The following is a 26,382-nucleotide window of genomic DNA, read 5'->3' as shown; positions in this document are numbered from 1 at the left end:
CTCACCTCACAATCCGAGGTTGTGCATCACGTGCTTGATCCGGGTGTAGTCCTCCAGGCCGTACAGGGACAGATCCTTGCCGTATCCGGAGTGCTTGAAGCCTCCGTGCGGCATCTCGGCCACCAGCGGGATGTGGCAGTTCACCCACACGCAGCCGAAGTCCAGCCGGCGGGACACCCGCATTGCCCGGCCGTGGTCGGCGGTCCAGACCGAGGAGGACAGCCCGTACTCCACGCCGTTGGCCCAGCGCACCGCCTCGTCCTCGTCGGTGAAGCGCTGCACGGTGATGACCGGGCCGAACACCTCGCCCTGGCTGATCTCGTCGTCCTGGCGCAGGTCGGAGACCACCGTGGGGGCGTAGAAGTATCCGCGCTGCCCGACCCGGGCCCCACCGGTGCGCAGCGAGGCGTGATCCGGGAGCCGGTCCACGAAGCCGGACACCCGCTCCAACTGCGCGGCGTTGTTGAGCGGCCCGTACAGCACGTCCGGATCGTCCGGCGCACCGGTCCTCGTGGATCTGGCCTGATCCGTCAGGGCGGCCACGAACTCGTCGTGTACCCGGGGCCCGGCCAGTACCCGGGTCGCGGCGGTGCAGTCCTGACCGGCGTTGAAGTACCCTGCGACGGCGATCGCCTCGGCCGCCGCGGCCACGTCGGCGTCGTCGAAGACCACCACCGGGGCCTTGCCGCCCAACTCCAGATGGGTGCGTTTGAGGTCCGGCGCGGCGGTGGCCGCCACCTCCCGGCCGGCCCGGGTCGACCCGGTGATGGACACCAGCGCGGGGGTGGGGTGGCCGACCAGCGCCCGTCCGGTGTCCCGGTCCCCGCACACCACGTTGAGCGCGCCCGGCGGCAGGAACTCGGCGGCGATCTCGGCGAGCATCAGGGTGGTGACCGGGGTGGTGTCGCTGGGTTTGAGCACGACCGTGTTGCCGGCGGCCAGGGCCGGGGCCAGCTTCCACACGGCCATCATCAGCGGGTAGTTCCAGGGGGTCACCTGGCCGCACACGCCGATCGGCTCGCGTCGCACGTAGGAGGTGTGACCGGCCAGGTACTCCCCGGCCGAGCGCCCCTCGAGCACGCGGGCGGCGCCCGCGAAGAACCGGATCTGGTCGATGGCCGGGGGCAGTTCCTCGCTGGCGGTCAGGCCGCGTGGCTTGCCGGTGTTGCGCACCTCGGCGTCGATCAGCTCGTCGGCCCGGGCCTCCACCGCGTCGGCGAACTTGAGCAGCGCGCGCTGGCGCTCGCCGGGCGTGGCGTCGCGCCAGGTCTCGAAGGCGCCGGCCGCGGCCCGCATCGCCCGGTCCACGTCCTCACCGGTGGAGATGGGGGCGGTGGCGAACGCCTCGCCGGTGGTGGGATCGATGAGGTCGGCCCGCTTACCGTCGGCCGGATCGGTGTATTCGCCTCCGATGAAGTTGCGAAGATCCATCGCATGCCTCCCGAGTCGGTGGTCGGTCCCCATCTTCGCCACCGATTCGGTGGCGGGCAAGGTTGCCGGCGACGGGTTCCGTGGATACCTAGGCGCGCGACTCGCCGGCGCCGCGTGCTCGCCCCGGGATGGGAGCCGGGCGCGGGCGCCGGGCGGCGGGTGGCTCAGCCGGCCGCCGCGACCGGCTCGGCCGCCCGGCTCCGGGCGTCGTCGATCAGGGACACCAGTGCCGGGCGCAGTTCCGGGCGCGCGGCGAGCAGGTCGTGGAGCCGGGCCCGCCACAGCCCCGGCCTCGACGGCACGGGCGTCGAGGCGCCGCCGATCCAGCCGGGCCCGGCTCTCCGCGAGGATCGGCTCGGCCTCGGCGCCGAGCAGGACGCGCAGCCGGGCGTCCAGCCAGTGGTAGTCGCGGTCGGACTCGGTCAGCGTCACGAACGCCCTCGCCCCGTCCCAGGCCAGCCGTTCGTGGTGCAGCATGCGTGGGTTCATGAGACCATCGTCGATCCGACCCGGTTCGGAGGGCAAGGGTCGGACGGCGGCGGGCGGCCGGTAGGCTCGGCAGGCGTCCGACCCCTCGCGTCGAGTCCGAGGAGAACGATCAGGGTGACCGTTGAGCTGGCCCGTTTCGTCAAGGCCTACGACGTCAGGGGGACCGTGCCCGATCAGCTGGGGCCGCAGGTCGCCAGGGCCTTCGGCGCGGCATTTGTCCGGGTGCTCGGCCGGGAGGCGCCGGTGCCGGCGATCGTGGTCGCGCACGACATGCGCCCGTCCTCGCCCGACCTCGCGCAGGCGTTCGCCGAGGGGGCCACGGCCGCCGGTGCGGATGTGACCCTGGCCGGCCTGGGCTCCACCGACATGCTCTACTTCGCGGCCGGCCTGCTCGACCTGCCCGGCGCGATGTTCACCGCCAGCCACAACCCGGCCCAGTACAACGGCATCAAACTCTGCCGGGCCGGCGCGTTGCCGATCGGGCTGGGCAGCGGCCTGGACGACATCCGGGACGAGGCGCAGGCGATCCTGGACGGCGCCGCCGACGCCGGTTCCGGCCGGGGCGAGATCAAGCCCCGCAACCTGCTCGCCGACTACGCGGCGCACCTGCGCACCCTGGTCGACCTGTCGGGCATCCGGCCGCTGTCGGTCGTGGTGGACGCCGGCAACGGGATGGCGGGATACACAGTGCCGGCGGTGCTCGGCCCGGCCGCGCTCGACCCGCTGCCGCTGAGCATCACCCCGCTGTACTTCGAACTGGACGGCACCTTCCCCAACCACGAGGCGAACCCGCTGGAGCCCAAGAACCTGGTCGATCTGCAGGCGGCGGTCCGCGAGCACGGTGCCGACCTCGGGTTGGCCTTCGACGGCGACGCCGACCGCTGCTTCGTGGTGGACGAGCACGGCGACCCGGTGTCGCCGAGCGCGATCACCGCCCTGGTGGCAACCCGTGAGCTGGGCAAGCACCCGGGCGGCACGGTCATCCACAACCTGATCACGTCCAGCGCGGTACCCGAGATCGTGATCGAGCAGGGCGGGAAGCCGCTGCGCAGCCGGGTCGGGCACTCCTTCATCAAGGGCGAGATGGCCCGCACCGGTGCCATCTTCGGCGGCGAGCACTCCGCGCACTACTACTTCAAGGACTTCTGGGGCGCGGACACCGGCATGCTGGCCGCGATGCACGTGCTGGCCGCCCTGGGCGGGCAGGACCTGCCGCTGTCCGAGCTGGCCGGCAGGTACGAGCGGTACGTGGCGTCCGGCGAGATCAACTCCACGGTGCCCGACCAGCAGGCCCGGCTCACCGACGTCGAGCAGCGGTTCGGCGCGGGCGGCGAGGTCGACCACCTCGACGGTTTGACCGTACGCTTCTCCGACGGGGCCTGGATCAACCTGCGCCCGTCCAACACCGAGCCGCTGCTGCGCCTTAACGTGGAGGCGCCGACCGCCGAGCGGATGGCGCAGCTGCGGGACCAGGTGCTCACGGTAGTCAGAGCCTGACCGAGGAGTTCGCATGGCGCTAGATCCCCAACTGCTGGACATCCTGGCCTGCCCGGACACCCACCACGCACCGCTGCGCTACGACGAGGACGCGCAGACGCTGACCTGCACCGAGTGCGGGAGGGTGTTCCCCATCCGGGACGGCATCCCGGTGTTGCTGCTCGACGAGGCCACCGGCGGACCGGCCACGGCCGGCCCCGCCACCGGGGAGCGCTGATGATCGACGGTACCGCCGGGGTCCGCGGGCACCGGCACGTCGACGAGGCGCTGCTCGACGACCCCGCCGCCCTGGCCGCCGCCGACCCGGGCGGCATGCTGCGCGCCACCGCTTCGGCCGGCGCCCAGGTGCGCGAGTCCGCGGCGCTGGCCGCCGAGGCCAACCTGACCACCCTCGCTGAGGAGGGCCGCCCGCGCGCCGTGGTGGTGGCCGGGCAGGGTACCGCCGCGCTCACCGGCGACGTGCTCGCGACGGTGGCCGGACCGCGCTGCCCGGTGCCGGTCCTGGTGCATCGCAGCGCCGGGGTGCCCGGCTGGGTCGGCGCGGCGGACGTGGTGATCGCGGTCTCCGGCTCCGGTCGAAGCCCCGAGGCTCTGGCCGCCGCCGACGCCGCCGCCCGCCGGGGCGCCCGGCTGGTCGCGATCGGCCCGCCGGACACGGAGCTGCAACTGGTGGCCGAACGGGCCCGCTCGCCGTTCATCCCGATCCCGCGCCGGGCACCCGCCCGGGCCAGCATCTGGAGCCTGGCGGTCCCGGTGATGCTGGCCGCCCGGACGCTGAACCTGGTCAAGCTGAACGAGGCGGATCTGGCCGAGACCGCCACCCGGCTGGACGCCGACGCCGAGCGGTGCCGGCCCAGCGCCGAGTCGTTCGTCAACCCCGGCAAGTCGCTGGCCCTGAACCTGGCCAACTCGGTACCGATCGTGTGGGGCTCCTCGCCGCTGGCCGCGGTCGCGGCCCGGCGCTTCGCCGACACGCTGTCCTCCAACGCCCGGTACCCGGTGGTGGCCGGCGCCCTGGGCGAGGCCGGGCGGGGCAGCGTGGGCCTGCTCGACGGCGTGTACGGCGGGCTCGCCGAGGCGGACCGGGACATCTTCGCCGACCCGGAGGACGTGGCGGACAACTCGGCCACCCGGCTGCGCGTCGTGGTGCTGCGCGACGGCGGCCTGACCGAGGACGACGGCAGCGAGCCGGAGCCGATGGAGGTCGAGGAGCGCCGCGCCGAGGCGCTGCAGGAGATCGCCGAGCGGCGTGGGGTGCGGGTCTCCGTGCTCACCGCCGAGGGCGGCTCGGCCCTGGAGCGGCTGGCATCGCTCATCGCAGTACCAGACTTCGCATCGATCTATCTGGCCATGGCACACGGGCTGGATCCCATGGCGGTACCCGCCGTATCCGAGATGAAGGACTTCCTCACACCGTGATCAACCGCAAGCGAAACGAGTCGGCCGAGTGAGTACGGGTGAGGGTGGGGCCAAGGCAATCGTCGCGGCCCTTGGCGCCAATCTGGGCATAGCGCTGACCAAGTTCCTGGCGTTCGCGCTGAGCGGATCGTCCTCGATGCTGGCCGAGGCGATCCACTCGGTGGCCGACTCGTGCAACCAACTGCTGCTGCTGATCGGCGGCAACCGGTCCCGGCGCGAGGCGACGCCGCGCCACCCGTTCGGGTATGGGCGGGAGCGCTACATCTACGCGTTCATCGTCTCGGTGGTGCTGTTCACGGTCGGTGGACTGTTCGCCATCTACGAGGGCGTGCACAAGGTCCAGCACCCGGAGGCGATCACCGGTTGGCAGTGGTTGCCGGTGGCGGTGCTGGTGGTCGCGGCCGGGATGGAGGGCTTCTCCTTCCGTACCGCGATGCACGAGATCAACCAGATCCGCAACGGCGCGTCCTGGTGGCAGTTCATCCGGCACGCCCGCGCCCCGGAGCTGCCGGTGGTGTTCCTGGAGGACTCCGCCGCGCTGGTCGGCCTGGTGCTGGCCCTGCTCGGGGTCGCGCTGACCCTGGCCACCGGCGACGGCGTGTGGGATGGCCTGGGCACGCTCGGCATCGGCGCGCTGCTGGTCGTGGTGGCGGCGATCCTGGCCACCGAGACCAAGAGCCTGCTGATCGGGGAGTCGGCGACGTCCGAGCAGGAGGCGGCGATCGAGGCCGCCCTGGTGGGTACGGACCAGGTCGAGCGCGTCATCCACATGAGGACGCTGCACCTGGGCCCCGAGGAGCTGCTGGTCGCCGCGAAGATCTCGGTGGCGCGGGAGACCAGCGCCGGGGCGGTGGCCTCGGCGATCGACGCGGCCGAGGAGCGCATCCGGACCGCGGTACCCATCGCCCGGGTGATCTACCTCGAACCCGACATCTACCGAGAGGTCTGACAGTGCAGCGGTTGACCGGCCGGATCAGGGCGTACGCCTGGGGTTCGCGCACCTCGTTGGCGAGCCTCACCGGACGACCGACGCCCAGCGAGGGACCCGAGGCGGAGCTGTGGCTCGGGGCGCATCCGGACGAGCCGTCGGAACTGCCGGGCGGCTCGCTGCTCGAGGCGGTGGAGAAGGACCCGGCCGGCGTGCTGGGCGCCTCGACGGTCGAGGAGTTCGGCCCCCGGCTGCCGTACCTGCTCAAGGCGCTGGCCGCCGAGCAGCCGCTGTCCCTGCAGGCGCATCCGAACTCGGCGCAGGCGCGGGAGGCGTACGAGGCGGGGCGCACCGGGTACACCGACCCGTACCACAAGCCGGAGCTGCTGGTCGCGCTCGACGATGGGTTCGAGGCGCTGTGCGGGTTCCGGGATCCGCGAGCGTCCGCGGCCGAGCTGGAGTCGCTGGGGGTTGACGCGTTGCGGCCGGTGATCGACGCGCTGCGCGCCGGCACCGACCCGGAGCAGGCGCTGCGCGCCGGCACGCGGGCGTTGATGTCCTGGCCGGAACAGCAGCGAGCCGGCCTGGTGGACGCGGTCGCGGCCGCCGGGCACCCGCTCGCCACCGACCTGGCCGCCCGCTACCCGGGCGACGTGGGAGTGGTGGTCGCGCTGCTGCTCAACCGGGTTACGCTGGCCGCCGGCGAGGCGGTCTGGATGCCGGCCGGCAACCTGCACTGTTACCTGCGCGGGTTCGGGGTCGAGATCATGGCGGCCAGCGACAACGTGCTGCGCGGCGGGCTGACCCCGAAGCGGGTCGATGTGCCGGAACTGATGCGGGTGCTGCGCTTCGAGGTGCTGGAGCAGCCGGTAGTGCGGCCGGTGCCGGTACGGGACGGGGTGTCCACCTGGTCCGCGCCGATCCGGGATTTCGCGCTGTACAAGGCGAGCGTCCGCGACGGCGAGACGATGCTGCCGGCGTCGGGGCCGCGGATCCTGCTGTGCGTCGCGGGCACCGTCGGGGTCAGCACGGGTACCGGATCGCTGTCGCTGCCGGCCGGCGCGGCGGCGTTCGTGGCGGCGTCGGAGCCGGAGGTACGGGTGACCGGCAGCGGCGATGTCTTCCAGGCCGGGGTCGCCTGACCGCGGGTACTTTTCGGCCGCCTGACCGGTTGAATGCCCTTATCGGCTAAACGTCCGAATTCGCGGTTATTAGTGGCTAGTTCTACCGTTTGGCTTGACGGCTTTGGCTCCGCTCAGTAATGCTGTCCTTACGCAGCGCTATCGCGACGAAGGTCCGAGTCACGCGCGGGGGAACCAAACCGGGGGGAAGCGCGGGGCGGTGGAGCGATGGGCGGATAAGTTCGCCCACCGGCCACCGCCCCGCGCGCTGCCCGTGGCCACCCAATCCCCGTCCGCGCTCCGGCAAAACGCTACAGTCGACGGGCCTGTGCCTTTTTCACACTGCCTCGACGACAGGGGTTTTCATGACCAGTACGCTTCCCACGCCAGCTGACAGCGCGGCGGCGTCTCGTGCGCGATCGGTGGCGGAAGGCGACTTCAAGGTCGCCGACCTGTCACTCGCGGCCTTCGGGCGCAAGGAGATTCAGCTCGCCGAGCATGAGATGCCCGGGCTGATGGCGATGCGCGAGGAGTACGGCGCGGCGCAGCCGCTGCGCGGCGCCCGGATCACCGGTTCGCTGCACATGACCATCCAGACCGCGGTGCTCATCGAGACCCTGGTGGCGCTGGGCGCGGAGGTCCGCTGGGCCAGCTGCAACATCTTCTCCACCCAGGACCACGCGGCCGCGGCGATCGTGGTCGGGCCGAACGGCACGCCCGAGGCCCCGGCCGGCGTTCCGGTCTACGCCTGGAAGGGCGAGACGCTGCCGGAGTACTGGTGGTGCACCGAGCAGGTGCTGCTGTGGCCCGACGGCGAGGGTCCGAACATGATCCTCGACGACGGTGGCGACGCCACCCTGCTGGTACACAAGGGCGCGCAGTTCGAGGGCACGGGCGCGGTGCCGGCGACGGCCGAGACCGACAGCGAGGAGTACGCGGTCATCCTGGACGTCCTGCGCCGCTCGCTCACCGAGGACAACAAGCGGTGGACTCGCCTGGCGGCCGGCATCAAGGGCGTCACCGAGGAGACCACCACCGGCGTGCACCGGCTCTACGAGATGCGCCAGGAGGGCCAACTGCTCTTCCCGGCGATCAACGTGAACGACTCGGTGACCAAGTCGAAGTTCGACAACAAGTACGGCTGCCGGCACTCGCTGGTCGACGGCATCAACCGGGCCACCGACGTGCTCATCGGCGGCAAGGTCGCGGTGGTCTGCGGGTACGGCGACGTGGGCAAGGGCTGCGCGGAGTCGCTGCGGGGTCAGGGCGCCCGGGTCATCGTGACCGAGGTCGACCCGATCTGCGCGCTGCAGGCCGCGATGGACGGCTACCAGGTGTCCACCGTGGAGGACGTGGTGGGCATCGCTGACATCTTCGTCACCGCGACGGGCTGCCGTGACGTGCTCACCGCCGAGCACATGTCGAACATGAAGCACCAGGCGATCGTCGGCAACATCGGGCACTTCGACAACGAGATCGACATGGCCGGCCTCACCAGGACGCCGGGGATCCGCCGGGAGAACATCAAGCCCCAGGTCGACGAGTGGACCTTCCCGGACGGTCACGCGATCATCGTGCTGTCCGAGGGTCGGCTGCTCAACCTCGGCAACGCGACCGGCCACCCGTCCTTCGTGATGTCGAACTCGTTCACCAACCAGGTGCTTGCGCAGATCGAGCTGTTCACCAAGCCCTCGGAGTACCCGGTGGGCGTCTACGTGCTCCCGAAGTACCTGGACGAAAAGGTCGCCCGGCTGCACCTGGACGCGCTGGGTGTCAAGCTCACTGCGCTCAGCGATGGTCAGGCCGCCTACCTGGGCGTGCCGACCGAGGGGCCGTTCAAGCCGGACCACTACCGGTACTGAGCCGCCGCTCATCGCGTCGCAGGCACCAATGGCCCGCCTCCGTCCCGGAGGCGGGCCATTACTCTACGTGTCCTTAGTAAGGTCTGCCTTGCCTAAGGTTTTTGACTTAGGCTAGCCTCATCTGAGGCACGGTCGGACCGTCCATGGCGGACGGTGGAGAGGAGCACGCTGCGATGATCCCAACCCTGGTGATCGGCTTGCGGGAGGGCGTCGAGGCGTCGCTCATCGTCGGAATCATCGCCGCCTTCCTCAATCGCAACGGTCGCCGGGACGCGCTGCGTCAGATGTGGATCGGCGTGATCGCCGCGGTCGTGCTCTGCCTCCTGATCGGGATCGGGCTGGTGGCCCTGTCAAAGGAGCTGCCGCAGCAGCAGCAGGAGGGGCTGGAGACGGTCATCGGCGCCTTCGCGGTCACGATGGTCACCTTCATGATCCTCTGGATGAGCAAGCACGCCCGCGGCATGAAGAAGGAGCTGGAGGGAGCGGCCGCCCAGGCGCTGAACACCGGCTCCGCGCGGGCACTGGTGGTGATGGCCTTCCTCGCGGTGCTCCGGGAGGGCTTCGAGACCGCTGTGTTCCTCATCTCGGTGATCCAGAACAGCACCAGCGTGACGTCCGGGACCGCGGGCGCGACGATCGGCATCCTGGTGGCGATCGCCATCGGGTACGGCATCTACCGCGGCGGCGTGCGGCTCAACCTCGGCCGGTTCTTCAAGATCACCGGACTGGTGCTGGTCCTGGTCGCGGCCGGGCTGGCCATGACCGTGTTCCACACCGCGCACGAGGCGGGCTGGATCAACTTCGGCCAGGGCCAGGCGGTGGACCTCACCTGGCTGGTCCGTCCCGGCACGGTGCTCGCCTCGCTGCTGACCGGCGTGCTGGGGCTGCAGCCGACCCCCACCGTGGTCGAGGCCATCGTCTGGCTGGTGTACGCCATCCCGATGCTCGCCTACGTCGCCTGGCCGCGCGGCCAGCGCCGGTCGGCCGGCAAGCCCGCCGCCGCCCAGGCGGCCAACGGCCAGCCCGCCGCCAACGGCCAGCCCGCCGCCGGGAAGCCCGCCCCGACCAGCAGCTCCTCGGCGCACGCCTGAGCCGATTCACCCGCACCGCACCACCACCCCCACCGCTGTCACCAGATCCGACAAGGAGCGCTTCACCATGTCTCGACCCGTACCGACCGGCGCACTGCGCGCGGCCGCCATACTCGCGCTGGCCGGGTTGGTGATCAGCGGTTGTAGCAGCAAGAACAAGGACGACGCGGCGGCTGCCAGCGGCGCCACCAAGGTGAAGATCGAGCTCAACGACAACGGGTGCAAGACCACGCCGAGCTCGATCCCGGCCGGCGCGGCCACCTTCGAGGTGACCAACACCAGCGCGAACAAGGTGACCGAGGCCGAGCTGCAGCAGGGCGGGAACATCGTCGGCGAGAAGGAGAACCTGACGCCGGGGCTGTCCGGCACCTTCTCGCTGCACCTGGACGCCGGCAGCTACACGGTCTACTGCCCGAACGCGAAGACCGAGAAGGCCGACTTCACGGTGACCGGCACCGCCACGAAGCAGTCGGTCGATCCGGCTGTCCAGACCGCGCTGGACCAGGCGGTGACCGGGTACAAGCAGTACGTGATCGGTGAGGTCGACAAGCTGGTACCGGCGACCAAGACGTTCACCGACGCGGTGCGGGCCGGGAACATCTCGGCGGCCGAGGCGGCGTTCGCGCCGGCGCGGTACTACTACGAAGAGGTCGAGCCGGTCGCGGAGAGCTTCGGCGACCTGGACCCGGACATCGACGCCCGGGTCGACGACGTCGAGGACCCGAGCCAGTGGACCGGCTTCCACCGGATCGAGAAGGCGCTGTGGCAGGACAAGTCGCTGGCCGGCATGAGCCCGATCGCCGACAAGCTGGACGCCGATGTGGCGAAGCTCAAGGGCCTGGTGGCCACCACGAACTACCAGCCCGCGCAGCTGGCCAACGGCGCGACCGAGCTGCTCAACGAGGTCGCCTCCAGCAAGATCACGGGTGAGGAGGACCGGTACAGCCACACCGACCTGTCCGACTTCCAGGCCAACGTCCTCGGCGGCCAGAAGGCGTTCCAGCTGCTGCAGCCGGCGCTGCAGAAGATCGACGCGCAGCTGGCGAGCACGGTCAGCCAGGAGTTCACCGATGTCCTCGACTCCCTCAAGCCGTTCCAGACCTCCGGCGGCGGGTTTGTCGACTACAGCACAGTCGGCGACGACCAGCGCCGCATGCTGACCCAGAAGGTGGACGCCCTGGCCGAGCCCCTGTCCCAGGTCGCCGCTAAGGTCACCTCCTGATGACCGAATTCCGTGCCTCCCGCCGAGGGCTGCTGGCCCTCGGCGGGGCCGCGGTCGCCGGCGCCGCCACCAGCGGCGCCCTCGCCGGCTGCGACAGTGGCTCATCCAAGACCGCCGCGCCGGTCGTGGCGAAGGTGCCCTTCTACGGCGCGCACCAGGCCGGCATCGCCACCCCGGCGCCGGCCCGGCTGGCTTTCGCCACCTACGACCTGACCGTCGACGGCAGCCCGCAGGAGAATCTGGCGGCCCTCAGGCAGCTGCTGCAGACCTGGACCGCCGCCGCGGCGGCGATGGCGGACGGGAAGCCGGTGCCCGGGGACAGCAACACGCTCGTGGCGCCGCCGGCGGACACCGGCGAGGCGTACGGCTCCTCGCCGGCGAACCTGACGATCACCTTCGGGGTCGGTCCGTCGCTGTTCGACGGCCGGTTCGGGCTGGCCTCCCGGCGCCCGGCCGCGCTGGCCGACCTGCCGATGCTTCCCCCGGAAAACCTCGACCCCGCGCGCAGCGGCGGTGACCTGGTCGTGCAGGCCTGCTCGGACGACCCGGTGGTGGCCTTCCACGTGATCCGTAACCTGGCCCGGCTGGGCCGGGGAACGGTGGTCATGCGCTGGTCCCAGCTGGGCTTCGGCAACGCCACCTCGAACGGGGCCAGCCAGGAGACACCGCGCAATCTGCTGGGCTTCAAGGACGGCACCCGCAACATCGACGGCAGCGACGCGCAGCTGATGAACCAGCACGTCTGGGTCGGGGACGAGACCGACCAGCAGTGGATGCGGGGCGGCAGCTACCTGGTGGCCCGCCGGATCGCCATGCACATCGAGGCGTGGGACCGTGACTACCTGGCCGACCAGCAGCACGTCTTCGGCAGGTTCAAGTACACCGGTGCTCCGCTGACAGGCAGTAACGAGCGCGACACGCCGAACTTCGCGGCCAAGGACGCGAGCGGGCAGCCGGTGATTCCGGTCAACGCCCATATCCGGCTCGCCGCTCACGAAAATAACGGTGGGATCAGGATCCTTCGCCGTGGGTATTCATATACCGACGGCATCATTTCAGCGAGTGGCGAACTCGATGCGGGACTGTTCTTTATCGCGTTTCAAAAGGACCCGCGTAAACAGTTTGTTACTTTGCAGCGGGGCCTGGGTGCCCACGATGCCCTCAATGAGTATATCCAGCACGTCGGCTCGGGCCTGTTCGCTTGCCCGCCGGCCCCCTCCGGGCAGGGCCGGTACTGGGCTCAGGACCTGGTGGGCTGACCGCTACCAGGGGTTTTCGGGCCGGCGAGAGGCCGGTCCGCGCGGCCATTCGGGCATAGCTATCGATGGCCTGTTTGTGGGACGCTGGGGCAGGATGCCCCGTCCCTGGGCACTGGCGGTAGAGCTGCCCTCCATAACCGACATTCCGGTCATCCGTGTCGGCGGTTCTGGCTATCCCGACTCGACTTTTCGGTCAGCCGAAACCAGCTGTTAGGGCTACCAACGTGACTCTGACCCCTGGTTCCGATAACGGGAGAGTCACGAATTCTCGCGGCCTCTTTGCAGGCGGCGCGCGGCGTCGTTTCCTTTAGGCACTACAACGCAGCCCCAGTTGTCGCCGTCCAGTCATCTGGACGTCCGGTCCTTCGTGGGCTGCGGTAGCCGACTGGAGGGAACATGCGCACTACGAAGGGGCTTTTCGGCCTCCTCGCGGTTGGCGTGGCGTCTCTCCTCGCGGTGACGGCCTGTGGCGGAGGATCTGGATCCTCCACCTCCGGCGGGAGTGCCTCGGGGAGCTTCGCGGACTGCGCCACCAAGCCGCTCACCTGTAACTCGGGGACGGTTAAGAAGGGTGGTTCGATCAGCTATGTGCTTGAGAAGACCATCGTCGGGTGGAACCTGAACAGCGCCGACGGCAACGTCCTCGAGGGCCAGGAAGCACTCGACGGCATCACGCCGACGCCTTTCATTAACACCCCGGACCTGCAGCCGACCCTGAACACCGACCTGATGACCTCGGTGACGCAGACGAGTTCCAGCCCGCAGACGATCGTCTACAAGATCAACCCGGACGCGGTCTGGAGCGACGGGACGCCGATCAACGTCGACGACTTCACGTACATGTGGAAGACCATGAACGGCGTCGACTGCAAGACTTGCGAGGCCGCCACCAACTCCGGGTACGACCAGGTCAAGTCGGTCACCGGCTCGGACAACGGCAAGACGGTCACGGTGGTCTTCAACACGCCGTACACGGACTGGAAGGGCCTTTTCGGGCCGCTGTACCCGGCCCACCTCGCCAACCAGCATGGTGACCTCGCCGCGTCGTTCAAGTGGCTCGAGGACACCCAGCCGACCTGGTCCGGTGGTCCGTTCATCATCAGCAAGTACGACAAGGACAACTCGATCACCGAGACGGCCAACCCGAAGTGGTACGGCAAGACCAAGACGTCGCTTGACCAGCTGGTCTTCCGCATCATCACGGATCAGACGCAGGAGGTGCCGGCCCTCCAGAACAACGAGGTGCAGGCGATCTTCCCGCAGCCGGACGCGGACATCGTGAACCAGATCAAGCAGATTGACGGTGTGAACAGCACGGTCGGCATCGGCCTGCAGTGGGAGCACATCGACATCAACCTGCAGAACTCGATGCTGAAGGACCTCAAGCTGCGGACGGCGATCTTCGACGCGATCGACACGAAGCAGATCATCGCCAAGACGGTCGGCCAGTTCGACTCGAGCATCCAGCCCCTCGGCAACCACAACTTCCTCCCGGGCATGAACGGGTACAAGGACGTGGTCTCGTCGACCGGCCAGGGCAGCGGCGACATCGACAAGGCGAAGCAGCAGCTGACCAGCGGCGGGTACACCGGCGTCGGCACGGCGCTGAAGACCCCGTCGGGCCAGGCGGTCCAGTTCCGTTGCTCGTTCACCCAGGGCAACGTGCTGCGGCAGCAGACCTGCGAGCTGATCCAGAGCGAGCTGGGCCAGCTGGGCATCAAGATCACGCCCACCTCGATCAGCGACCTCGGTGGCACGCTGAGCAGCGGTGACTACGACCTGATCGACTTCGCCTGGGTCGAGCCGCCGTTCGTCTTCGCGAACGCCGCCCAGACCTGGACGAGCACCAGTGCCAGCAACTACGGCCACTGGAGCAACCCGCAGGCCGACGCTCTGCTCAAGGACGCCTCGCAGCAGACCGACAACCAGAAGGCGATCGACGACCTGAACCAGGCCGACACGATCATGACCAACGACGCGTATGTCCTCCCGCTGTACCCGAAGCCGTACCTTCTGGCCGCGTACGCGAACATCCTGAACATCCGCGGTAACGGCACCCAGGCGGGTCCGCCGTACAACGACCAGGAGTGGGGCCTGGCCACCGCGTCCTGACGATCTTCCGTCAGTACGCAAGGCAGCTCTACCGCCAGTCAGCCAAGTGGACCCCGGACGCCCGCGGGCGCCCGGGGTCCACTACTGGACGGCTCCACAGTTGGAGGTAACACATGCTCGCGTACATCATCCGGCGCGTGCTGATCTCGATCCCGGTCCTGATCGGATCGACGATCCTGGTCTTCATCATGGTCAAGCTCTCGGGTGACCCCCTGGAGGGCATCAAGCTGCGCAACCCCCCGCCCCCGCCGGCGACGATCAAGCTCGAGGAGCACCGGCTCGGCCTGGATCAGTCGTGGCCGCTGCAGTACTGGGACTGGCTCAAGGGTCTCGTGCTGCACGGCAACTTCGGCCAGGCGGTGCAGCCCACCGAGAACATCGGCGCCGACATCGGCAGCCACCTGTGGGTGACCGTCCGGCTGGTGTTCTTCTCGGTGCTGATCGCCCTGATTCTCGCCATCATCACCGGTGTGGTCAGCGCCATCCGTCAGTACAGCGTGACGGACTACACCGCCACCTTCTTCGGCTTCCTGTTCCTGTCGATGCCGGTCTTCTGGTTCGCCGTGCTCCTCAAGGAGGCGGGCATCTGGTTCAACCGCAGCACCGGCACGAAGACCTTCTTCACCATCGGCGATAAGTCGCCCTATCTCCCGAGCGATACCGCCTGGGCCCACATCTCCGATGTAGCGGGCCACATGGTGCTGCCGACCATCGTGCTGGGCCTCGCCGGATACGCCGGCTGGACCCGGTTCACCAGGGCCTCGATGCTCGAGGTGCTCAACAGCGACCACGTGCGGCTGGCCCGCGCCAAGGGCCTGCGCTCGCGCAAGGTCCTCATCCGGCACGCGCTGCGCAACGCGCTGATCCCGCTCACCACGGTCACCGCCCTGGACATCGCCGCCCTCCTCGGCGGCGCGATCCTGACCGAGCAGGTGTTCCAGTGGAACGGCATGGGCACGCTGTTCGTGAAGGCGCTCCAGCAGAAGGACGCGCACATGATGATGGGCTGGCTGCTGGTGTCGGCCACCATCGTGATCGTCTTCAACCTCATCGCCGACATTTTGTACGGCATCCTGGACCCGAGGATCCGTCATGCGTAGGCGCGCGACTCCATTGACGACCGTGGCAACCGCAGGGGTTTGCGTAAGCGAGGTGGCCCGATGACCGAGCCCACTATCCAGGCCGGCCGCACCAACGCCGGATCCGCGACCGGGGCCAAGCCGGTCGCCGGCGACCCCGGCACCGGCCGGGTCGAGCGCGAGTTCACCGTCAAGGACCGCAGCCAGCTGCAGCAGACGATGCGCCGGTTCCTGCGGCACCGTATGGCGGTGGGCAGCCTCGTCGTCTTCGTGCTGCTGGTGCTCTTCGCCTTCATCACGCCGTTGCTGTGGAAGTACCACTACACGACGATCACGCCGGACAACAGCGTCCCGCCGTCGCTGGATCACCCCTTCGGCACGGACAACCTGGGTCACGACATGTTCGCGCAGGTGCTCCGCGGCCTCCAGCAGTCGATCAAGGTGGCCCTCAGCATCGCGCTGATCGCGACGATCGGTGGCACGCTGTGGGGCGTCATCTCCGGGTACTACGGAGGCGCCGTCGACACCGTGCTCATGCGCTTCGCCGACCTGGTGCTCACCATCCCCAGCCTGGCGATGGCCGCCGCCCTGGCGAACAACTTCGGCGGTACCTGGTGGATCATCGCGATCATCCTCGGCGGGGTCTCCGCGCCGTACGTGGGTCGCGTGGTGCGCGGCATGGTGCTCTCGATACGCGAGCGGGAGTATGTCGAGGCGGCTCGGGCACTGGGCGCGTCGGACTTCCGCATCATGATCCGCCACCTGGTGCCCAACGCGTTCGCGGTGGTCGTGGTCAACGCGACCCTGCTGGTGGCCAGCGGGATCCTGCTGGAGACGTCGCTGTCCTTCCTGGGCTTCGGCATCCAGGCACCGGACACCTCGCTCGGCGTGCTGATCACAACCGGTCAGGGGGCGGTGGACACCCGGCCGTGGTTGTTCTACTTCCCGGGTCTGTTCATCATCCTGGTCGCGCTGACCGTCAACTTCCTTGGCGACGGCCTGCGTGACGCGCTCGACCCACAACAGACAAGGCAACGCCGATGACGGTTAACACGAACATTCAGCTTGGCCGATCGGATGTCGACCCGAACCTGCTGCTGGAAGTCGAGAACCTGACGGTCTCGTTCCCCACCGACGACGGCGTGGTCAGCGCCGTGCGCGGGGTCAGCTACCAGCTGCGCCGGGGAGAGGCCATGGGGATCGTCGGCGAGTCAGGCTCGGGCAAGTCGGTCAGTTCGCTGGCGGTGATGGGCCTGCTGCCCAAGTCCGCGCGGGTGACCGGCTCGATCCGGTTCGAGGGCGAGAGCCTGCTGGGCAAGTCCGACAACCAGTACGCGGAGATCCGCGGCAAGAAGATAGCGATGATCTTCCAGGATCCGCTGACGTCGCTGAACCCCGTTTACACGGTCGGGACCCAGATCGCCGAGGCGGTGCTGGCGCACAACGACATCTCCAAGCGCGCGGCCCGCGATCGGGCCATCGAGCTGCTGAAGTCGGTCGGCATTCCGCACCCGGACCAGCGGGTGGACAACTACCCGCACGAGATGTCCGGCGGCATGCGGCAACGGGTGGTGATCGCGATCGCGATGGCCAACGACCCCGACGTCATCATCGCCGACGAGCCGACGACCGCGCTGGACGTGACGGTGCAGGCGCAGGTGCTCGAGGCGCTGGAGGCGGCCCGGGCGGAGACCGGCGCCGCGCTCGTCCTGATCACCCACGACCTCGGGGTGATCGCCGGACACGCGGACCGGATCTGCGTCATGTACGCCGGGAAGATGGTGGAGATGGGCTCCATCGACGACATCTTCTACCGGCCCCGGATGCCGTACGCGTTGGGCCTGCTGGGCAGCCTGCCCCGGCTGGACTCGTCCCGCAAGCAGCGGCTCACGCCGATCACCGGCGCCCCGCCGTCGCTGGTCAACCTGCCGGCCGGCTGCCCGTTCACGCCGCGCTGCCCGTTGGCGCAGGACGTGTGCGAGGAGAAGGAGCCCGTGCTGACGGTCACCGACGACCCGGCGCACCTCGCCGCCTGCCACTTCCATGACAAGCTGGTCGGCGTGGACGCGGCGCAACTGTTCGGCACGACGTCCGCCGATCCGGATCCGATCGATTCGGTGGACCAGGAGGTAACACAGTGACCACCGTCGACATCCCCACCCAGTCGACCGGACCGCGATCGACCGAAGCCGGCCAGCCGGTGTTGTCGGTGCGCAACCTCGTGAAGCACTTCCCGGTGCGGTCGAAGGGCATCCTGCGGCGCCGGGTCGGCGAGGTGCACGCCGTCTGCGACGTCTCGTTCGACCTGATGCCGCACGAGACGTTGGGTCTGGTAGGCGAGTCCGGCTGCGGAAAGACCACCACCGGCCGGCTCGTACTCAACCTGGTGGACGCGACGTCGGGCGAGGTGCGGTACGGCGGCCGGGACCTGACCCAGCTGTCGACCGGGCAGATGCGTCCGCTGCGCCGGGATCTCCAGATCGTGTTCCAGGACCCGTTCGCGTCCCTGGACCCGCGCATGACGGTCAACGAGATCGTGGCGGAGCCGCTGCGCATCCACGGCCTGTTCGGGTCGACGGACAACGGCCGCAAGCAGGTACGGGAGCTGCTGCGCCAGGTCGGGCTCAACCCCGAGCACGGCAACCGGTACTCGCACGAGTTCTCCGGCGGCCAGCGTCAGCGCATCGGCATCGCCCGGGCGCTGGCCCTGCGGCCCAAGGTGCTGGTGCTCGACGAGCCGGTCTCCGCGCTCGACGTGTCGATCCAGGCCGGCGTGATCAACCTGCTCGAGGACCTGCAACGGGACCTGGGCCTGTCCTTCCTGTTCATCTCCCATGACCTGTCGGTCATCCGGCACATCGCGCACCGGGTGGCGGTCATGTACCTGGGCCGGATCGTGGAGACGGCCCCGGTCGAGGAGCTGTTCACCAAGGCGGCCCACCCGTACACGCAGGCGCTGATCTCGGCGATTCCGCTGCCCGACCCGCGCAAGGAGCGGACCCGGCAGCGGGTTCTGCTCAGCGGCGAGGTGCCCAGCCCGGTCAACCCGCCCTCGGGCTGCCGGTTCCGCACCCGCTGCCCGAAGTTCGCCAACCAGCTGTCGGATGGCGACAAGCAGAAGTGTGTGAACGAACTGCCGGCGCTCGTCGATCGGGGCTTCGGCCACCAGGCGGCGTGCCACTTCGCCGAGGCGCGCAAGCTGGTCTGATCGGCCGGCATCCGCGCGTCGGACGCCTCGGCGGCCCCGCCCGCCCGATCTCGGGTAGGCGGGGCCGTCGCGTCGATCGGCCCCCGCCGGCCGAATCCGTGGCTATTGGATCTTGGGAAATTCCGGGTGGTGGGGGTGCCGCCGGCGGAGCGAGGCATTATGGAAGCCCCCGACCTCGGGGGCCGCGGCGGGGCACGTCTGGGAGCGTGCCACCATACGCGGGTTTTAGCCTGAAATCATCCGGTTCCTAAGGTCGGGTTCCCGGATTCGGTCGCGAAGATGGAATATTGGGCGCATGAGAGCTCGGGTCCTGGTCGTCGATGACGACCCCGCCCTCGCCGAGATGCTCGGCATCGTGCTACGAAGCGAGGGGTTCCTGCCCTCGTTCGTGGCGGACGGGGAACGCGCGCTGGGCGCGTTCCGGGAGGCGCGACCCGATATCGTGCTACTCGACCTGATGTTGCCCGGAATGAGCGGAATCGACGTCTGTCGGGCGATCCGGTCTGAGTCCGGCATCCCGATCGTCATGCTCACCGCCAAGAGCGACACCGTCGATGTGGTGCTCGGGCTCGAGTCGGGCGCCGACGACTACGTGGTCAAGCCGTTCAAGCCGAAGGAGCTGGTCGCCCGGATGCGGGCAAGGCTGCGCCGGGGCGAGGACGTCACCCCCGAGTTGCTGACCATCGGCCCCAACGGCAACCAGATCACCATCGACGTGCCCGCGCACACGGTCAGCCGGGACGGCGACGAGGTCAAGTTGACCCCGCTGGAGTTCGACCTGCTCGTCGCGCTGGCCCGCAAGCCGCGCCAGGTCTTCACCCGCGAGGTCCTGCTTGAGCAGGTCTGGGGATACCGGCACGCCGCCGACACCCGGCTGGTGAACGTGCACGTCCAGCGGCTGCGCGCGAAGATCGAGCCGGACCCGGAGCGTCCCGAGATCATCCTCACCGTGCGAGGCGTCGGCTACAAGGCCGGCACCGGGTGATCTATGAGCAGCAGCACCTGGCTCCTCGCGCAGTACCGGTACCTGCGCCACCGTCCGGTGGTGCGGGTACTGCGCCGTACCGTGGGCGGGCGTGTGATCGTCGCCTGGGAGTCCGGGCACCGGGCCTGGCGGCGTTCGCTCCAGCTGCGCATGGTGGTGATCACCCTGCTGGTCTCCGGGGTGCTGGTCGGCGCGTTCGGCGTGCTGGTCGCCTCGATGATCACGGAGGGGCTGGTCAACGCCAAGGTGACCACCGCCCGGGAGCAGGTGGAGACGGGCACCAAGACGATGGAGCAGCAGCTCGACGCGATCAAGGATCCGGGCGACCTGCGGACCTCGATCCCCGGTGTGATCAGTCGGCTGTCGGCCAACACTGAGGGCGCCAGCGTCACGATCCTCAGCAGCGACCCGGACCCGTCCCCGCGCCCCCCGCAGACCTCGGTGAACAACGCCCAGATCGCGGCCGCGATCCCCAAGCAGCTGCAGGCCTACGTGAGCGGCGCGCGTACCGGCGACGTCGGCGTGGTGGCCCACCAGTTCGTGACCGCCGACCTGGGCGACGGCTCCAGCCAGCCGTACCTGATCTACGGCAGCCCGGTCACGGTCTCCAACAGCCACTTCGAGCTCTACTACTTCTTCCCGCTCATCACCGAGCAGCAGGCCGCCGACCTGGTCCGGACCACGGTGGTGGCGACCGGGGTCGCGTTGGTCGTGCTGCTGGCGGTGCTCGCGGCGCTGACCACCCGGCTGGTCGTCCAGCCGGTGCGCACCGCGGCCCGCACCGCGCAGCGCCTCTCCGCCGGCCTGCTCGACCAGCGGATGGAGGTGCGCGGGGAGGACGACCTGGCGCTGCTCGCCGCCTCGTTCAACCAGATGGCGGAGAACCTGCAACGGCAGATCATCCGGCTGGAGGAGATGTCCCGGCTGCAGCGCCGCTTCACCTCGGACGTATCGCACGAACTGCGCACGCCGCTGACCACCGTGCGGATGGCCGCCGACCTGATCTACTCGGAGCGGGACGAGTTCGACCCGGCCATGGCCCGCAGCGCCGAACTGCTGCACGACGAGCTGGACAGGTTCGAGGAACTGCTCACCGACCTGCTGGAGATCAGCCGGTTCGACGCCGGGTTCGCGGTGCTCGACGCCGAGCCCAGCGACCTGGTGCCGATCGTCGAGGCGGTGGCCGAGCGGCTGCGTCCGCTGGGCGAGCGGTGCGGAGTGCGGATCGACCTGAACGTCCCGGCCGCGCCGGTGATCGCCGAGGTGGACCCGCGCCGGGTCGAGCGGATCCTGCGCAACCTGGTCGGCAACGCCGTCGAGCACGCCGAGGCGCGACCGGTGGTGATAACGCTGTACGCCGACGAGGTCGCGGCGGCGATCACCGTGCGGGATCACGGCATCGGGCTGCACATAGGCGAGGAGAAGCTGGTCTTCAACCGGTTCTGGCGGGCCGACCCGTCGCGCGCCCGGCAGACCGGCGGCACCGGGCTCGGGCTGTCGATCGCGCTGGAGGACGCGCGGCTGCACGGCGGCTGGCTGGAGGCGTGGGGCGCGACCGGCCACGGCGCCCAGTTCCGGCTGACCCTGCCGTTGCGCGCGGGCGACCGGTTGACCTCCTCGCCGCTGCGGCTGGTGCCGCCGGACGCCTCCTCGGTCCGGGCCCGGCTCGCGCTGACCGCCGGCCCGGCCGCCCTGGACCCGGCGCCCGGCGTGATACCGAGCGTCGCCCTGCCGGCCCAGGACTCCCACCCGGCGGACGACCTCCAGTTCGGTGAGCACGCGCCGAGCGAGTTCACGATCGAGTACCTGCCGGGCGAGTTCGGGGAAGCGCAGCCGGGCACCCCCCACGTTCGCGGAGGACGCCATGCCTGATCGCCGCCAGGTGTTGCGGGTGATGATGCTGGGCACCGCGGCGCTCGCCGCACCGGCGGCGTGCGGCCTGCCGTCGGGCGGCCGCCCGATCATCGACGGCCCGGCAGCGCCTGCCGGCCCGGGCACCAGCAACACCGACCTCCAGGCGCCGTTGCAGCAGGACGCCACCGACGCGGGCGGACTGGTGACGAACTTCCTCAACGCGGTGGCCGGCAAGCTCGACGTGGACACCGACTTCAACAAGGCGAACGAGCGGGCGAAGACGTACCTGACCGACAACGCGCAGAAGACCTGGTCGTCGGGTAGCCAGGTCACCGTGGTCCGGGTGGTCGAGGGCCCCGCCTCCAGCGCGGGCCCGGCCGGCGAGACGTTCGTCGACGTGACGCTCCAGCCGGTCGGCATCCTGCGCAACGACGGTACGGTGGCGCCCGGCTCGAACACCCCGGTACCGCCGCCGCAGGTGGCGATGCGGTTCACCGTGGTCCTCAGCGACCGGCAGCCCGGCACCTACCTCATCGACGACATCGGCCCGCGGTCCGCGAACGGGTCCACGCTGACCGGGATGCTGCTGGACAGCACCGGCCTGAGCCGCTGGTACGACCCGCACCTGGTCTACTTCTGGTCCACCGACAGCGACCGCAGGGGCCTGGTGCCGGATCTGCGCTATGTGCCCAAGGTCGGGCAGCTCAGCCAGGAGATCCAGCGCACCGAGATGGTGAACTGGGTGCTCGGTGGGCCCTCCGACCTGCTGACCAGCGCCGTCCTCAACAACCTCTACGCCGGCATCACCCTGGTCGGGCCGAACCTGGTGCCGCCGGACCCCAACGGGCTGCTGATCAACCTGTCCGCCGCGCCGCAGGGGCTCACCCCGCCGCAAATCATGAACCAGCTGCGCTGGTCGCTGCGGCCGTCGTACGAGGGCTACGAGGGCACCGTGCGGCTGCAGGAGAGCTCGCAGAACGTCAAGGTGGACGGTTCGAGCAGCAAGTACCTGGTCAACTCCAACCTGGCCGACCGGCCGTACTTCGAGGGCGACGACACGGCGTACTGCGTGGTGGGCGGGGTGGTCCGCCAGATCGACAACCCGGACCGGCTGCCGGACGTGCTGCGGAACCTGGATCGCGACAACCGGAACGTGCGGTTCGCCGCGCTCCGGACGGGCTACCCGTACGCCGCCCTGGTCAAGACCGACAACTCGCTCTGGATCGGCCATACCCCCCGGGACAACTCCGACGCGGTGTTCGTGCGGTCCGACCTGAACGGCCGCAACTGGACCCGGCCGGTCTTCCTGCCCGCCGCCGACGCGGTGGTCCTGGTCGCCGTCGACGGCCGGCTGCACCGGGTGGACCTCGGCGGCGGCCAGACCGAGATCGGCGTCGGGGACCTCGCGGTCACCGCCTTCGCCGTGGCGCCGGACGGCCACCGGATAGCCATGATCGCCAACGGCTCCGCCTGGGTCTGTGCGCTGCGGGTCGACGGCATGAGCATCTCCGTCGGGCCGCCGCGTTACATCTCGTCCGGGCTCACCGACCTGACCAGCATCGCGTGGTCGCAGCTCGACCGCGTGCTGATCGCCGGCCGGGGTGCCGTCAACTACCAGCTGGTCGAGGCGACGATCGACGGCGCCATGGCCACCGAGTGGAAGGCCGCCTACTCGTACCGGATCGTCTCGGTGGTGGCCCTGCCCAACCCCGCGTCGGTGCCGGTGGCCAGCCAGATTGACCGGGCGATGGTGCAAACAGACCACAACATCGCCTACCACTCCACCCGCGTCAGCTCGCGGTCGATCAAGCTGGGGGCCAGCGCTCCATCGCCGAGCCCGTCGCCCAGCCACGCACCGGCCGGCGAGCCGGTGCCGAGCAACCCGTTCTACCAAGACTAGGGGCTCGGCCGTGAGCTGGCTGGGGCAGACGTGGACCGGGCTGGCGGATCTGGTGCTGCCGGGGACCTGCGCCGGCTGCGGGGCCGGCGGCCCGGGCGCGATGTGCGCGAACTGCCTCCGAGCGCTGCGCGGCCTGCGGGCCCACCCGGTACGCCCGACGCCGGCCCCGCCCGGCCTGCCCCGGTGCGTGGCCATGGGCGGCTACGAGGGAGTGCTGCGCGAGGTGCTGCTGGCGTACAAGGAGCGGGGCCGGCACACCCTGGCCCGCTCGCTGGGCGACCTGCTCGCCTCCGCCGTCCTGGCCGGGGTACGGCTCGCCGGGCCGCCCGCCGGAACGCCGCTGCTGCTGGTACCGGTGCCGGACACCGCTGCCGCGGCACGGGACCGGTACGGCGATCACATGCTCCGGCTCGCCCGGCGCGCCTCGGCACGGCTCAACGCCAGCGGCTGGCCGGCCGGCCTGGCCACCCCGCTGTCCGCCCGGCCGCGTGCCGACTCGGCCCATCTGGACCGTGCCGGCCGGGCCAGTGCCGCGGCGCAGGCGTTCGCTCCCCGCCCTCGCGAGCTGGCGAGGATGGCGGAGGTGGCCGCCCGGGGAGCCCTGGTGATCGCGCTCGACGACATCCTCACCACCGGCGCCACCCTGGCCGCGGTGGCCGCCGGGCTGCGTGACGCCGGGGTCCCGGTACCGCTGGCGGTGGTGGTCGCGGCGACCCGGCGTCGCACCGGTCCGCGTACGCCTTCCGGGTGATTTTCCCATGATTTTCCCGGCTGATAGAGCGGGCGAATTACTCCAAAACGTTCTTGAAAGCAAGGGGTGACGTCCGAACCAACAAGGGTTAGCGTCGGACCTCATCGGGAACTGGCAGCGAGATCTAAGGAGGAGCGCAGCCGATCGAGGGAGGTACTCAACCAACGGTCGGTCGCCAGGGCCGAGTCACATCAGAAGCCACATGGACAGTTCGCCACTGACCCAGGGGGCAGCGGTGGCGTCCGGACACAGACCTTGGGGGAGGTCAGACCTGTGGACATCGTCGTCAAGGGCCGCAACGTGGAGGTGCCGGATCATTACCGGCAGCACCTGGCGGACAAGCTGCACAAGATCGAGCGCTACGACCACAAGATCATTCGCTGGGAAGTCGAACTTTCCCACGAACGCAACCGTCGCCAGTCCGACCACTGCCAACGGGTGGAGGTCACCTGCGTCTCGCGGGGTCCGGTGGTTCGGGCCGAGGCCTGCGCCGGGGACTTCTACAGCGCGTTGGACCAGGCCACCGCGAAGCTGGAGGCGCGGCTGAGGCGGGCCGCGGACCGGCGCCGGGTGCATCGGGGCCGGCATGCGCCGGTGTCCGTCGCCGCGGCCACGTCGGGCCTGCCGACACCCGAACTGCCCGCCGAACCTGTCGTCGTGCGGGCCCGCACGGCCGTGCGCGAGCTCAACGAGTTCGATGACGACGCGCCGTGGCACATCGCCCGGTGCAAGGAGCACATGGCGGTACCGATGACCGTCGACGACGCCCTGTTCCAGATGGAGCTCGTCGGCCACGACTTCTTCCTGTACCTCGACAAAGACTCCGGCCGCCCCTGCGTCGTGTACCGGCGGCGGGCGTACGACTACGGCCTCATCTCGCTGGTCGCGTGACCCCGATACCGGGTCCGGGAGGGCCCGCCCCGGTTCGGGGCGGGCCCCCGGTGAACGCCGGCCGGACTCGTCCGACCCTGCGATGACCCGGTGCCCGAGAACCAGGCCGGTTCCCCGTCAACCGACGACCGGACGGCGAACGCGAGGACGCTGACCCGGTCAGATGTGGTGATCTTCGTCGGCGGGGCGATCGGAGTCGTGGCCGCCGGCCTCACCCGGTTCGCGCACACCAGCGCCATCCTCGCCTTCGTCTGCGCCGCCGTGGCGGTCGCGGTGCTGGCCGCGCTCGTCGCGCGCAGCGTGGAGCAGATGGGGGACCGGTTCGGCGCGGGCGCCACCGGAGTGCTGCAGGGCGCCCTGGGCAACCTGCCCGAGCTGTTCATCTCGTTCTTCGCGCTGCGGGCCGGCCTGCGGGTCGTGGTGCAGTCGGCCATCATCGGCTCGATGCTGGCCAACCTGCTGCTGGTGCTCGGGGCCGCATTCGTCGTGGGCGGGCTCAAGCACGGGACGCAGCGCTTCGAGCGGGCCCGGGCCCGGGACACCAGCGTGCTGCTGGTCCTGGCCACGGCCGCGCTGGTGCTGCCCAGCATGGCGCAGTTCAGCCACAGCCCGGCGGCTCCGCACCTGCGGGTGCTGTCCGACACGGTGGCGGTGGTGCTGCTGATCGTGTTCGTGCTGTCGCTGCCCGCCGCGCTGGCCAGGCGCGCCGGCGACTCGACCGGGGGCGGCAAGGCCGCCGCGGCCGCGCCGGCCGCCAAGACGGCCAAGGTGGCCCAGGGCAACGAGCCGCCACGCTGGCCGATCTGGTTGGCGGTGGGCCTGCTCGCGGCGTCCGGCGGGGCCTCCGCCCTGGTCTCCGACTGGTTCGTGCACGCCCTGCAGCCCGCGATCACCACGCTCCACCTGTCGCAGGCGTTCGCGGGCCTGGTCGTGGTGGCCATCGCCGGCAACGCCATCGAACACGTGGTGGGCATCCGGCTGGCGTACCTCAACCAGTCGGACTATGCGCTGTCCGTCATCCTGAACAGTCCGCTGCAGGTGGCCCTGCTGCTCGCGCCCGCCCTGGTGCTGCTCAGCCTGACCACCGCCACCACGCTGACCCTGGTCTTCGCGCCCATGCTGGTCGCCGCGGTGGTGGTCACGGTGGTGCTGGTGACCCTGATCGTGTTCGACGGCGAGTCCAACTGGCTGGAGGGCTCGATCCTGATCGGCCTCTACGTGATCATCGCCGCTGTGTTCTGGTGGGGCTGACGCCTCCCGGTGGCGGACCCGGCGGGCTCGCG

22 protein-coding genes are annotated in these 26,382 nt (G+C 69.9%); 20 read left to right on the top strand and 2 right to left on the bottom strand.

Features of this window, described 5'->3' with window-relative positions; all coding sequences use genetic code 11:
* Nucleotides 1-6: 6 nt before the first annotated feature.
* Together ABEA87_RS30470 and ABEA87_RS30465 are read right to left on the bottom strand one after the other, a co-directional pair.
* A complete protein-coding gene (locus ABEA87_RS30470) occupies nucleotides 7-1,431 on the bottom strand; it encodes a gamma-aminobutyraldehyde dehydrogenase (RefSeq protein WP_345635465.1) in 1,425 nt (474 codons plus the stop codon).
* A gap of 164 nt (nucleotides 1,432-1,595) precedes the next feature.
* Complete coding sequence (locus tag ABEA87_RS30465; protein WP_345635463.1) at nucleotides 1,596-1,733, bottom strand: hypothetical protein; 138 nt, start codon at nucleotides 1,731-1,733, stop codon at nucleotides 1,596-1,598.
* 301 nt (nucleotides 1,734-2,034) lie between these two features.
* On the opposite strand from ABEA87_RS30465, the gene ABEA87_RS30460 reads away from it, so the two are divergent.
* From ABEA87_RS30460 to cax, 20 genes are all read left to right on the top strand, one after another.
* Nucleotides 2,035-3,417, top strand: a complete 1,383-nt coding sequence (locus ABEA87_RS30460; protein WP_345635461.1) for a phosphomannomutase/phosphoglucomutase — start codon at nucleotides 2,035-2,037, stop codon at nucleotides 3,415-3,417.
* A gap of 13 nt (nucleotides 3,418-3,430) precedes the next feature.
* Entirely contained in the window at nucleotides 3,431-3,634 is a 204-nt protein-coding gene (locus ABEA87_RS30455) for a Trm112 family protein (protein WP_345635459.1), read from the top strand.
* Entirely contained in the window at nucleotides 3,634-4,836 is a 1,203-nt protein-coding gene (locus ABEA87_RS30450; protein WP_345635457.1) for an SIS domain-containing protein, read from the top strand. The genes ABEA87_RS30455 and ABEA87_RS30450 overlap by 1 nt, the downstream gene beginning before the upstream one ends.
* Before the next feature lie 28 nt (nucleotides 4,837-4,864).
* Nucleotides 4,865-5,785 (top strand): cation diffusion facilitator family transporter, encoded by a 921-nt coding sequence (locus ABEA87_RS30445; RefSeq protein WP_345635455.1) that lies wholly within the window; start codon nucleotides 4,865-4,867, stop codon nucleotides 5,783-5,785.
* A gap of 2 nt (nucleotides 5,786-5,787) precedes the next feature.
* Complete coding sequence (gene manA, locus ABEA87_RS30440; protein WP_345635454.1) at nucleotides 5,788-6,906, top strand: mannose-6-phosphate isomerase, class I; 1,119 nt, start codon at nucleotides 5,788-5,790, stop codon at nucleotides 6,904-6,906.
* Nucleotides 6,907-7,250: 344 nt separating this feature from the next.
* Complete coding sequence (gene ahcY / locus ABEA87_RS30435; RefSeq protein ID WP_345635452.1) at nucleotides 7,251-8,747, top strand: adenosylhomocysteinase; 1,497 nt, start codon at nucleotides 7,251-7,253, stop codon at nucleotides 8,745-8,747.
* Between the two features lie 173 nt (nucleotides 8,748-8,920).
* The gene (gene efeU / locus ABEA87_RS30430) at nucleotides 8,921-9,838 is read left to right on the top strand and encodes an iron uptake transporter permease EfeU (RefSeq protein ID WP_345635451.1); all 918 of its coding nucleotides are present in this window, start codon (nucleotides 8,921-8,923) and stop codon (nucleotides 9,836-9,838) included.
* A gap of 67 nt (nucleotides 9,839-9,905) precedes the next feature.
* A complete protein-coding gene (gene efeO, locus ABEA87_RS30425; protein ID WP_345635449.1) occupies nucleotides 9,906-11,060 on the top strand; it encodes an iron uptake system protein EfeO in 1,155 nt (384 codons plus the stop codon).
* Nucleotides 11,060-12,319, top strand: a complete 1,260-nt coding sequence (gene efeB, locus ABEA87_RS30420; protein ID WP_345635447.1) for an iron uptake transporter deferrochelatase/peroxidase subunit — start codon at nucleotides 11,060-11,062, stop codon at nucleotides 12,317-12,319. The genes efeO and efeB overlap by 1 nt, the downstream gene beginning before the upstream one ends.
* A gap of 588 nt (nucleotides 12,320-12,907) precedes the next feature.
* On the top strand, nucleotides 12,908-14,431 hold the full coding sequence (locus ABEA87_RS30415; protein ID WP_345635445.1) for an ABC transporter family substrate-binding protein: 1,524 nt from the start codon (nucleotides 12,908-12,910) through the stop codon (nucleotides 14,429-14,431).
* Between the two features lie 113 nt (nucleotides 14,432-14,544).
* On the top strand, nucleotides 14,545-15,531 hold the full coding sequence (locus tag ABEA87_RS30410; RefSeq protein WP_345635443.1) for an ABC transporter permease: 987 nt from the start codon (nucleotides 14,545-14,547) through the stop codon (nucleotides 15,529-15,531).
* Nucleotides 15,532-15,591: 60 nt separating this feature from the next.
* Complete coding sequence (locus ABEA87_RS30405) at nucleotides 15,592-16,554, top strand: ABC transporter permease (protein ID WP_345635441.1); 963 nt, start codon at nucleotides 15,592-15,594, stop codon at nucleotides 16,552-16,554.
* Nucleotides 16,551-17,651, top strand: a complete 1,101-nt coding sequence (locus tag ABEA87_RS30400) for an ABC transporter ATP-binding protein (protein WP_345635439.1) — start codon at nucleotides 16,551-16,553, stop codon at nucleotides 17,649-17,651. The genes ABEA87_RS30405 and ABEA87_RS30400 overlap by 4 nt, the downstream gene beginning before the upstream one ends.
* Nucleotides 17,652-17,662: 11 nt before the next feature.
* Nucleotides 17,663-18,718: an ABC transporter ATP-binding protein gene (locus ABEA87_RS30395; protein WP_425570983.1), complete on the top strand. Its 1,056-nt coding sequence runs from the start codon at nucleotides 17,663-17,665 to the stop codon at nucleotides 18,716-18,718.
* A 295-nt stretch (nucleotides 18,719-19,013) separates the two neighbouring features.
* On the top strand, nucleotides 19,014-19,703 hold the full coding sequence (gene mtrA, locus ABEA87_RS30390; protein ID WP_203915723.1) for an MtrAB system response regulator MtrA: 690 nt from the start codon (nucleotides 19,014-19,016) through the stop codon (nucleotides 19,701-19,703).
* Between the two features lie 3 nt (nucleotides 19,704-19,706).
* Nucleotides 19,707-21,575 (top strand): MtrAB system histidine kinase MtrB, encoded by a 1,869-nt coding sequence (mtrB, locus tag ABEA87_RS30385; RefSeq protein WP_345635432.1) that lies wholly within the window; start codon nucleotides 19,707-19,709, stop codon nucleotides 21,573-21,575.
* Entirely contained in the window at nucleotides 21,568-23,457 is a 1,890-nt protein-coding gene (locus tag ABEA87_RS30380) for an LpqB family beta-propeller domain-containing protein (protein WP_345635431.1), read from the top strand. The genes mtrB and ABEA87_RS30380 overlap by 8 nt, the downstream gene beginning before the upstream one ends.
* A 10-nt stretch (nucleotides 23,458-23,467) precedes the next feature.
* Nucleotides 23,468-24,208 (top strand): ComF family protein, encoded by a 741-nt coding sequence (locus tag ABEA87_RS30375; protein ID WP_345635429.1) that lies wholly within the window; start codon nucleotides 23,468-23,470, stop codon nucleotides 24,206-24,208.
* A gap of 273 nt (nucleotides 24,209-24,481) precedes the next feature.
* Complete coding sequence (hpf, locus tag ABEA87_RS30370) at nucleotides 24,482-25,099, top strand: ribosome hibernation-promoting factor, HPF/YfiA family (protein ID WP_345635428.1); 618 nt, start codon at nucleotides 24,482-24,484, stop codon at nucleotides 25,097-25,099.
* Between the two features lie 90 nt (nucleotides 25,100-25,189).
* Nucleotides 25,190-26,350: a calcium/proton exchanger gene (gene cax / locus ABEA87_RS30365; protein ID WP_345635427.1), complete on the top strand. Its 1,161-nt coding sequence runs from the start codon at nucleotides 25,190-25,192 to the stop codon at nucleotides 26,348-26,350.
* Nucleotides 26,351-26,382 lie beyond the last annotated feature (32 nt).

The organism is Rugosimonospora acidiphila (genome assembly GCF_039543385.1).
Taxonomy (GTDB): Bacteria; Actinomycetota; Actinomycetes; order Mycobacteriales; family Micromonosporaceae; genus Rugosimonospora; species Rugosimonospora acidiphila.
This window is presented reverse-complemented; position numbering and strand designations above follow the sequence as displayed.

Coding starts and splice junctions, on each gene's coding strand:
- ABEA87_RS30470 (WP_345635465.1), bottom strand. CDS start 1,431: ATGGATCTTCGCAACTTCATCGGAGGCGAATACACCGATCCGGCCGAC.
- ABEA87_RS30455 (WP_345635459.1), top strand. CDS start 3,431: ATGGCGCTAGATCCCCAACTGCTGGACATCCTGGCCTGCCCGGACACC.
- ABEA87_RS30450 (WP_345635457.1), top strand. CDS start 3,634: ATGATCGACGGTACCGCCGGGGTCCGCGGGCACCGGCACGTCGACGAG.
- ahcY (WP_345635452.1), top strand. CDS start 7,251: ATGACCAGTACGCTTCCCACGCCAGCTGACAGCGCGGCGGCGTCTCGT.
- efeU (WP_345635451.1), top strand. CDS start 8,921: ATGATCCCAACCCTGGTGATCGGCTTGCGGGAGGGCGTCGAGGCGTCG.
- efeO (WP_345635449.1), top strand. CDS start 9,906: ATGTCTCGACCCGTACCGACCGGCGCACTGCGCGCGGCCGCCATACTC.
- efeB (WP_345635447.1), top strand. CDS start 11,060: ATGACCGAATTCCGTGCCTCCCGCCGAGGGCTGCTGGCCCTCGGCGGG.
- ABEA87_RS30410 (WP_345635443.1), top strand. CDS start 14,545: ATGCTCGCGTACATCATCCGGCGCGTGCTGATCTCGATCCCGGTCCTG.
- ABEA87_RS30405 (WP_345635441.1), top strand. CDS start 15,592: ATGACCGAGCCCACTATCCAGGCCGGCCGCACCAACGCCGGATCCGCG.
- ABEA87_RS30400 (WP_345635439.1), top strand. CDS start 16,551: ATGACGGTTAACACGAACATTCAGCTTGGCCGATCGGATGTCGACCCG.
- mtrA (WP_203915723.1), top strand. CDS start 19,014: ATGAGAGCTCGGGTCCTGGTCGTCGATGACGACCCCGCCCTCGCCGAG.
- mtrB (WP_345635432.1), top strand. CDS start 19,707: ATGAGCAGCAGCACCTGGCTCCTCGCGCAGTACCGGTACCTGCGCCAC.
- ABEA87_RS30380 (WP_345635431.1), top strand. CDS start 21,568: ATGCCTGATCGCCGCCAGGTGTTGCGGGTGATGATGCTGGGCACCGCG.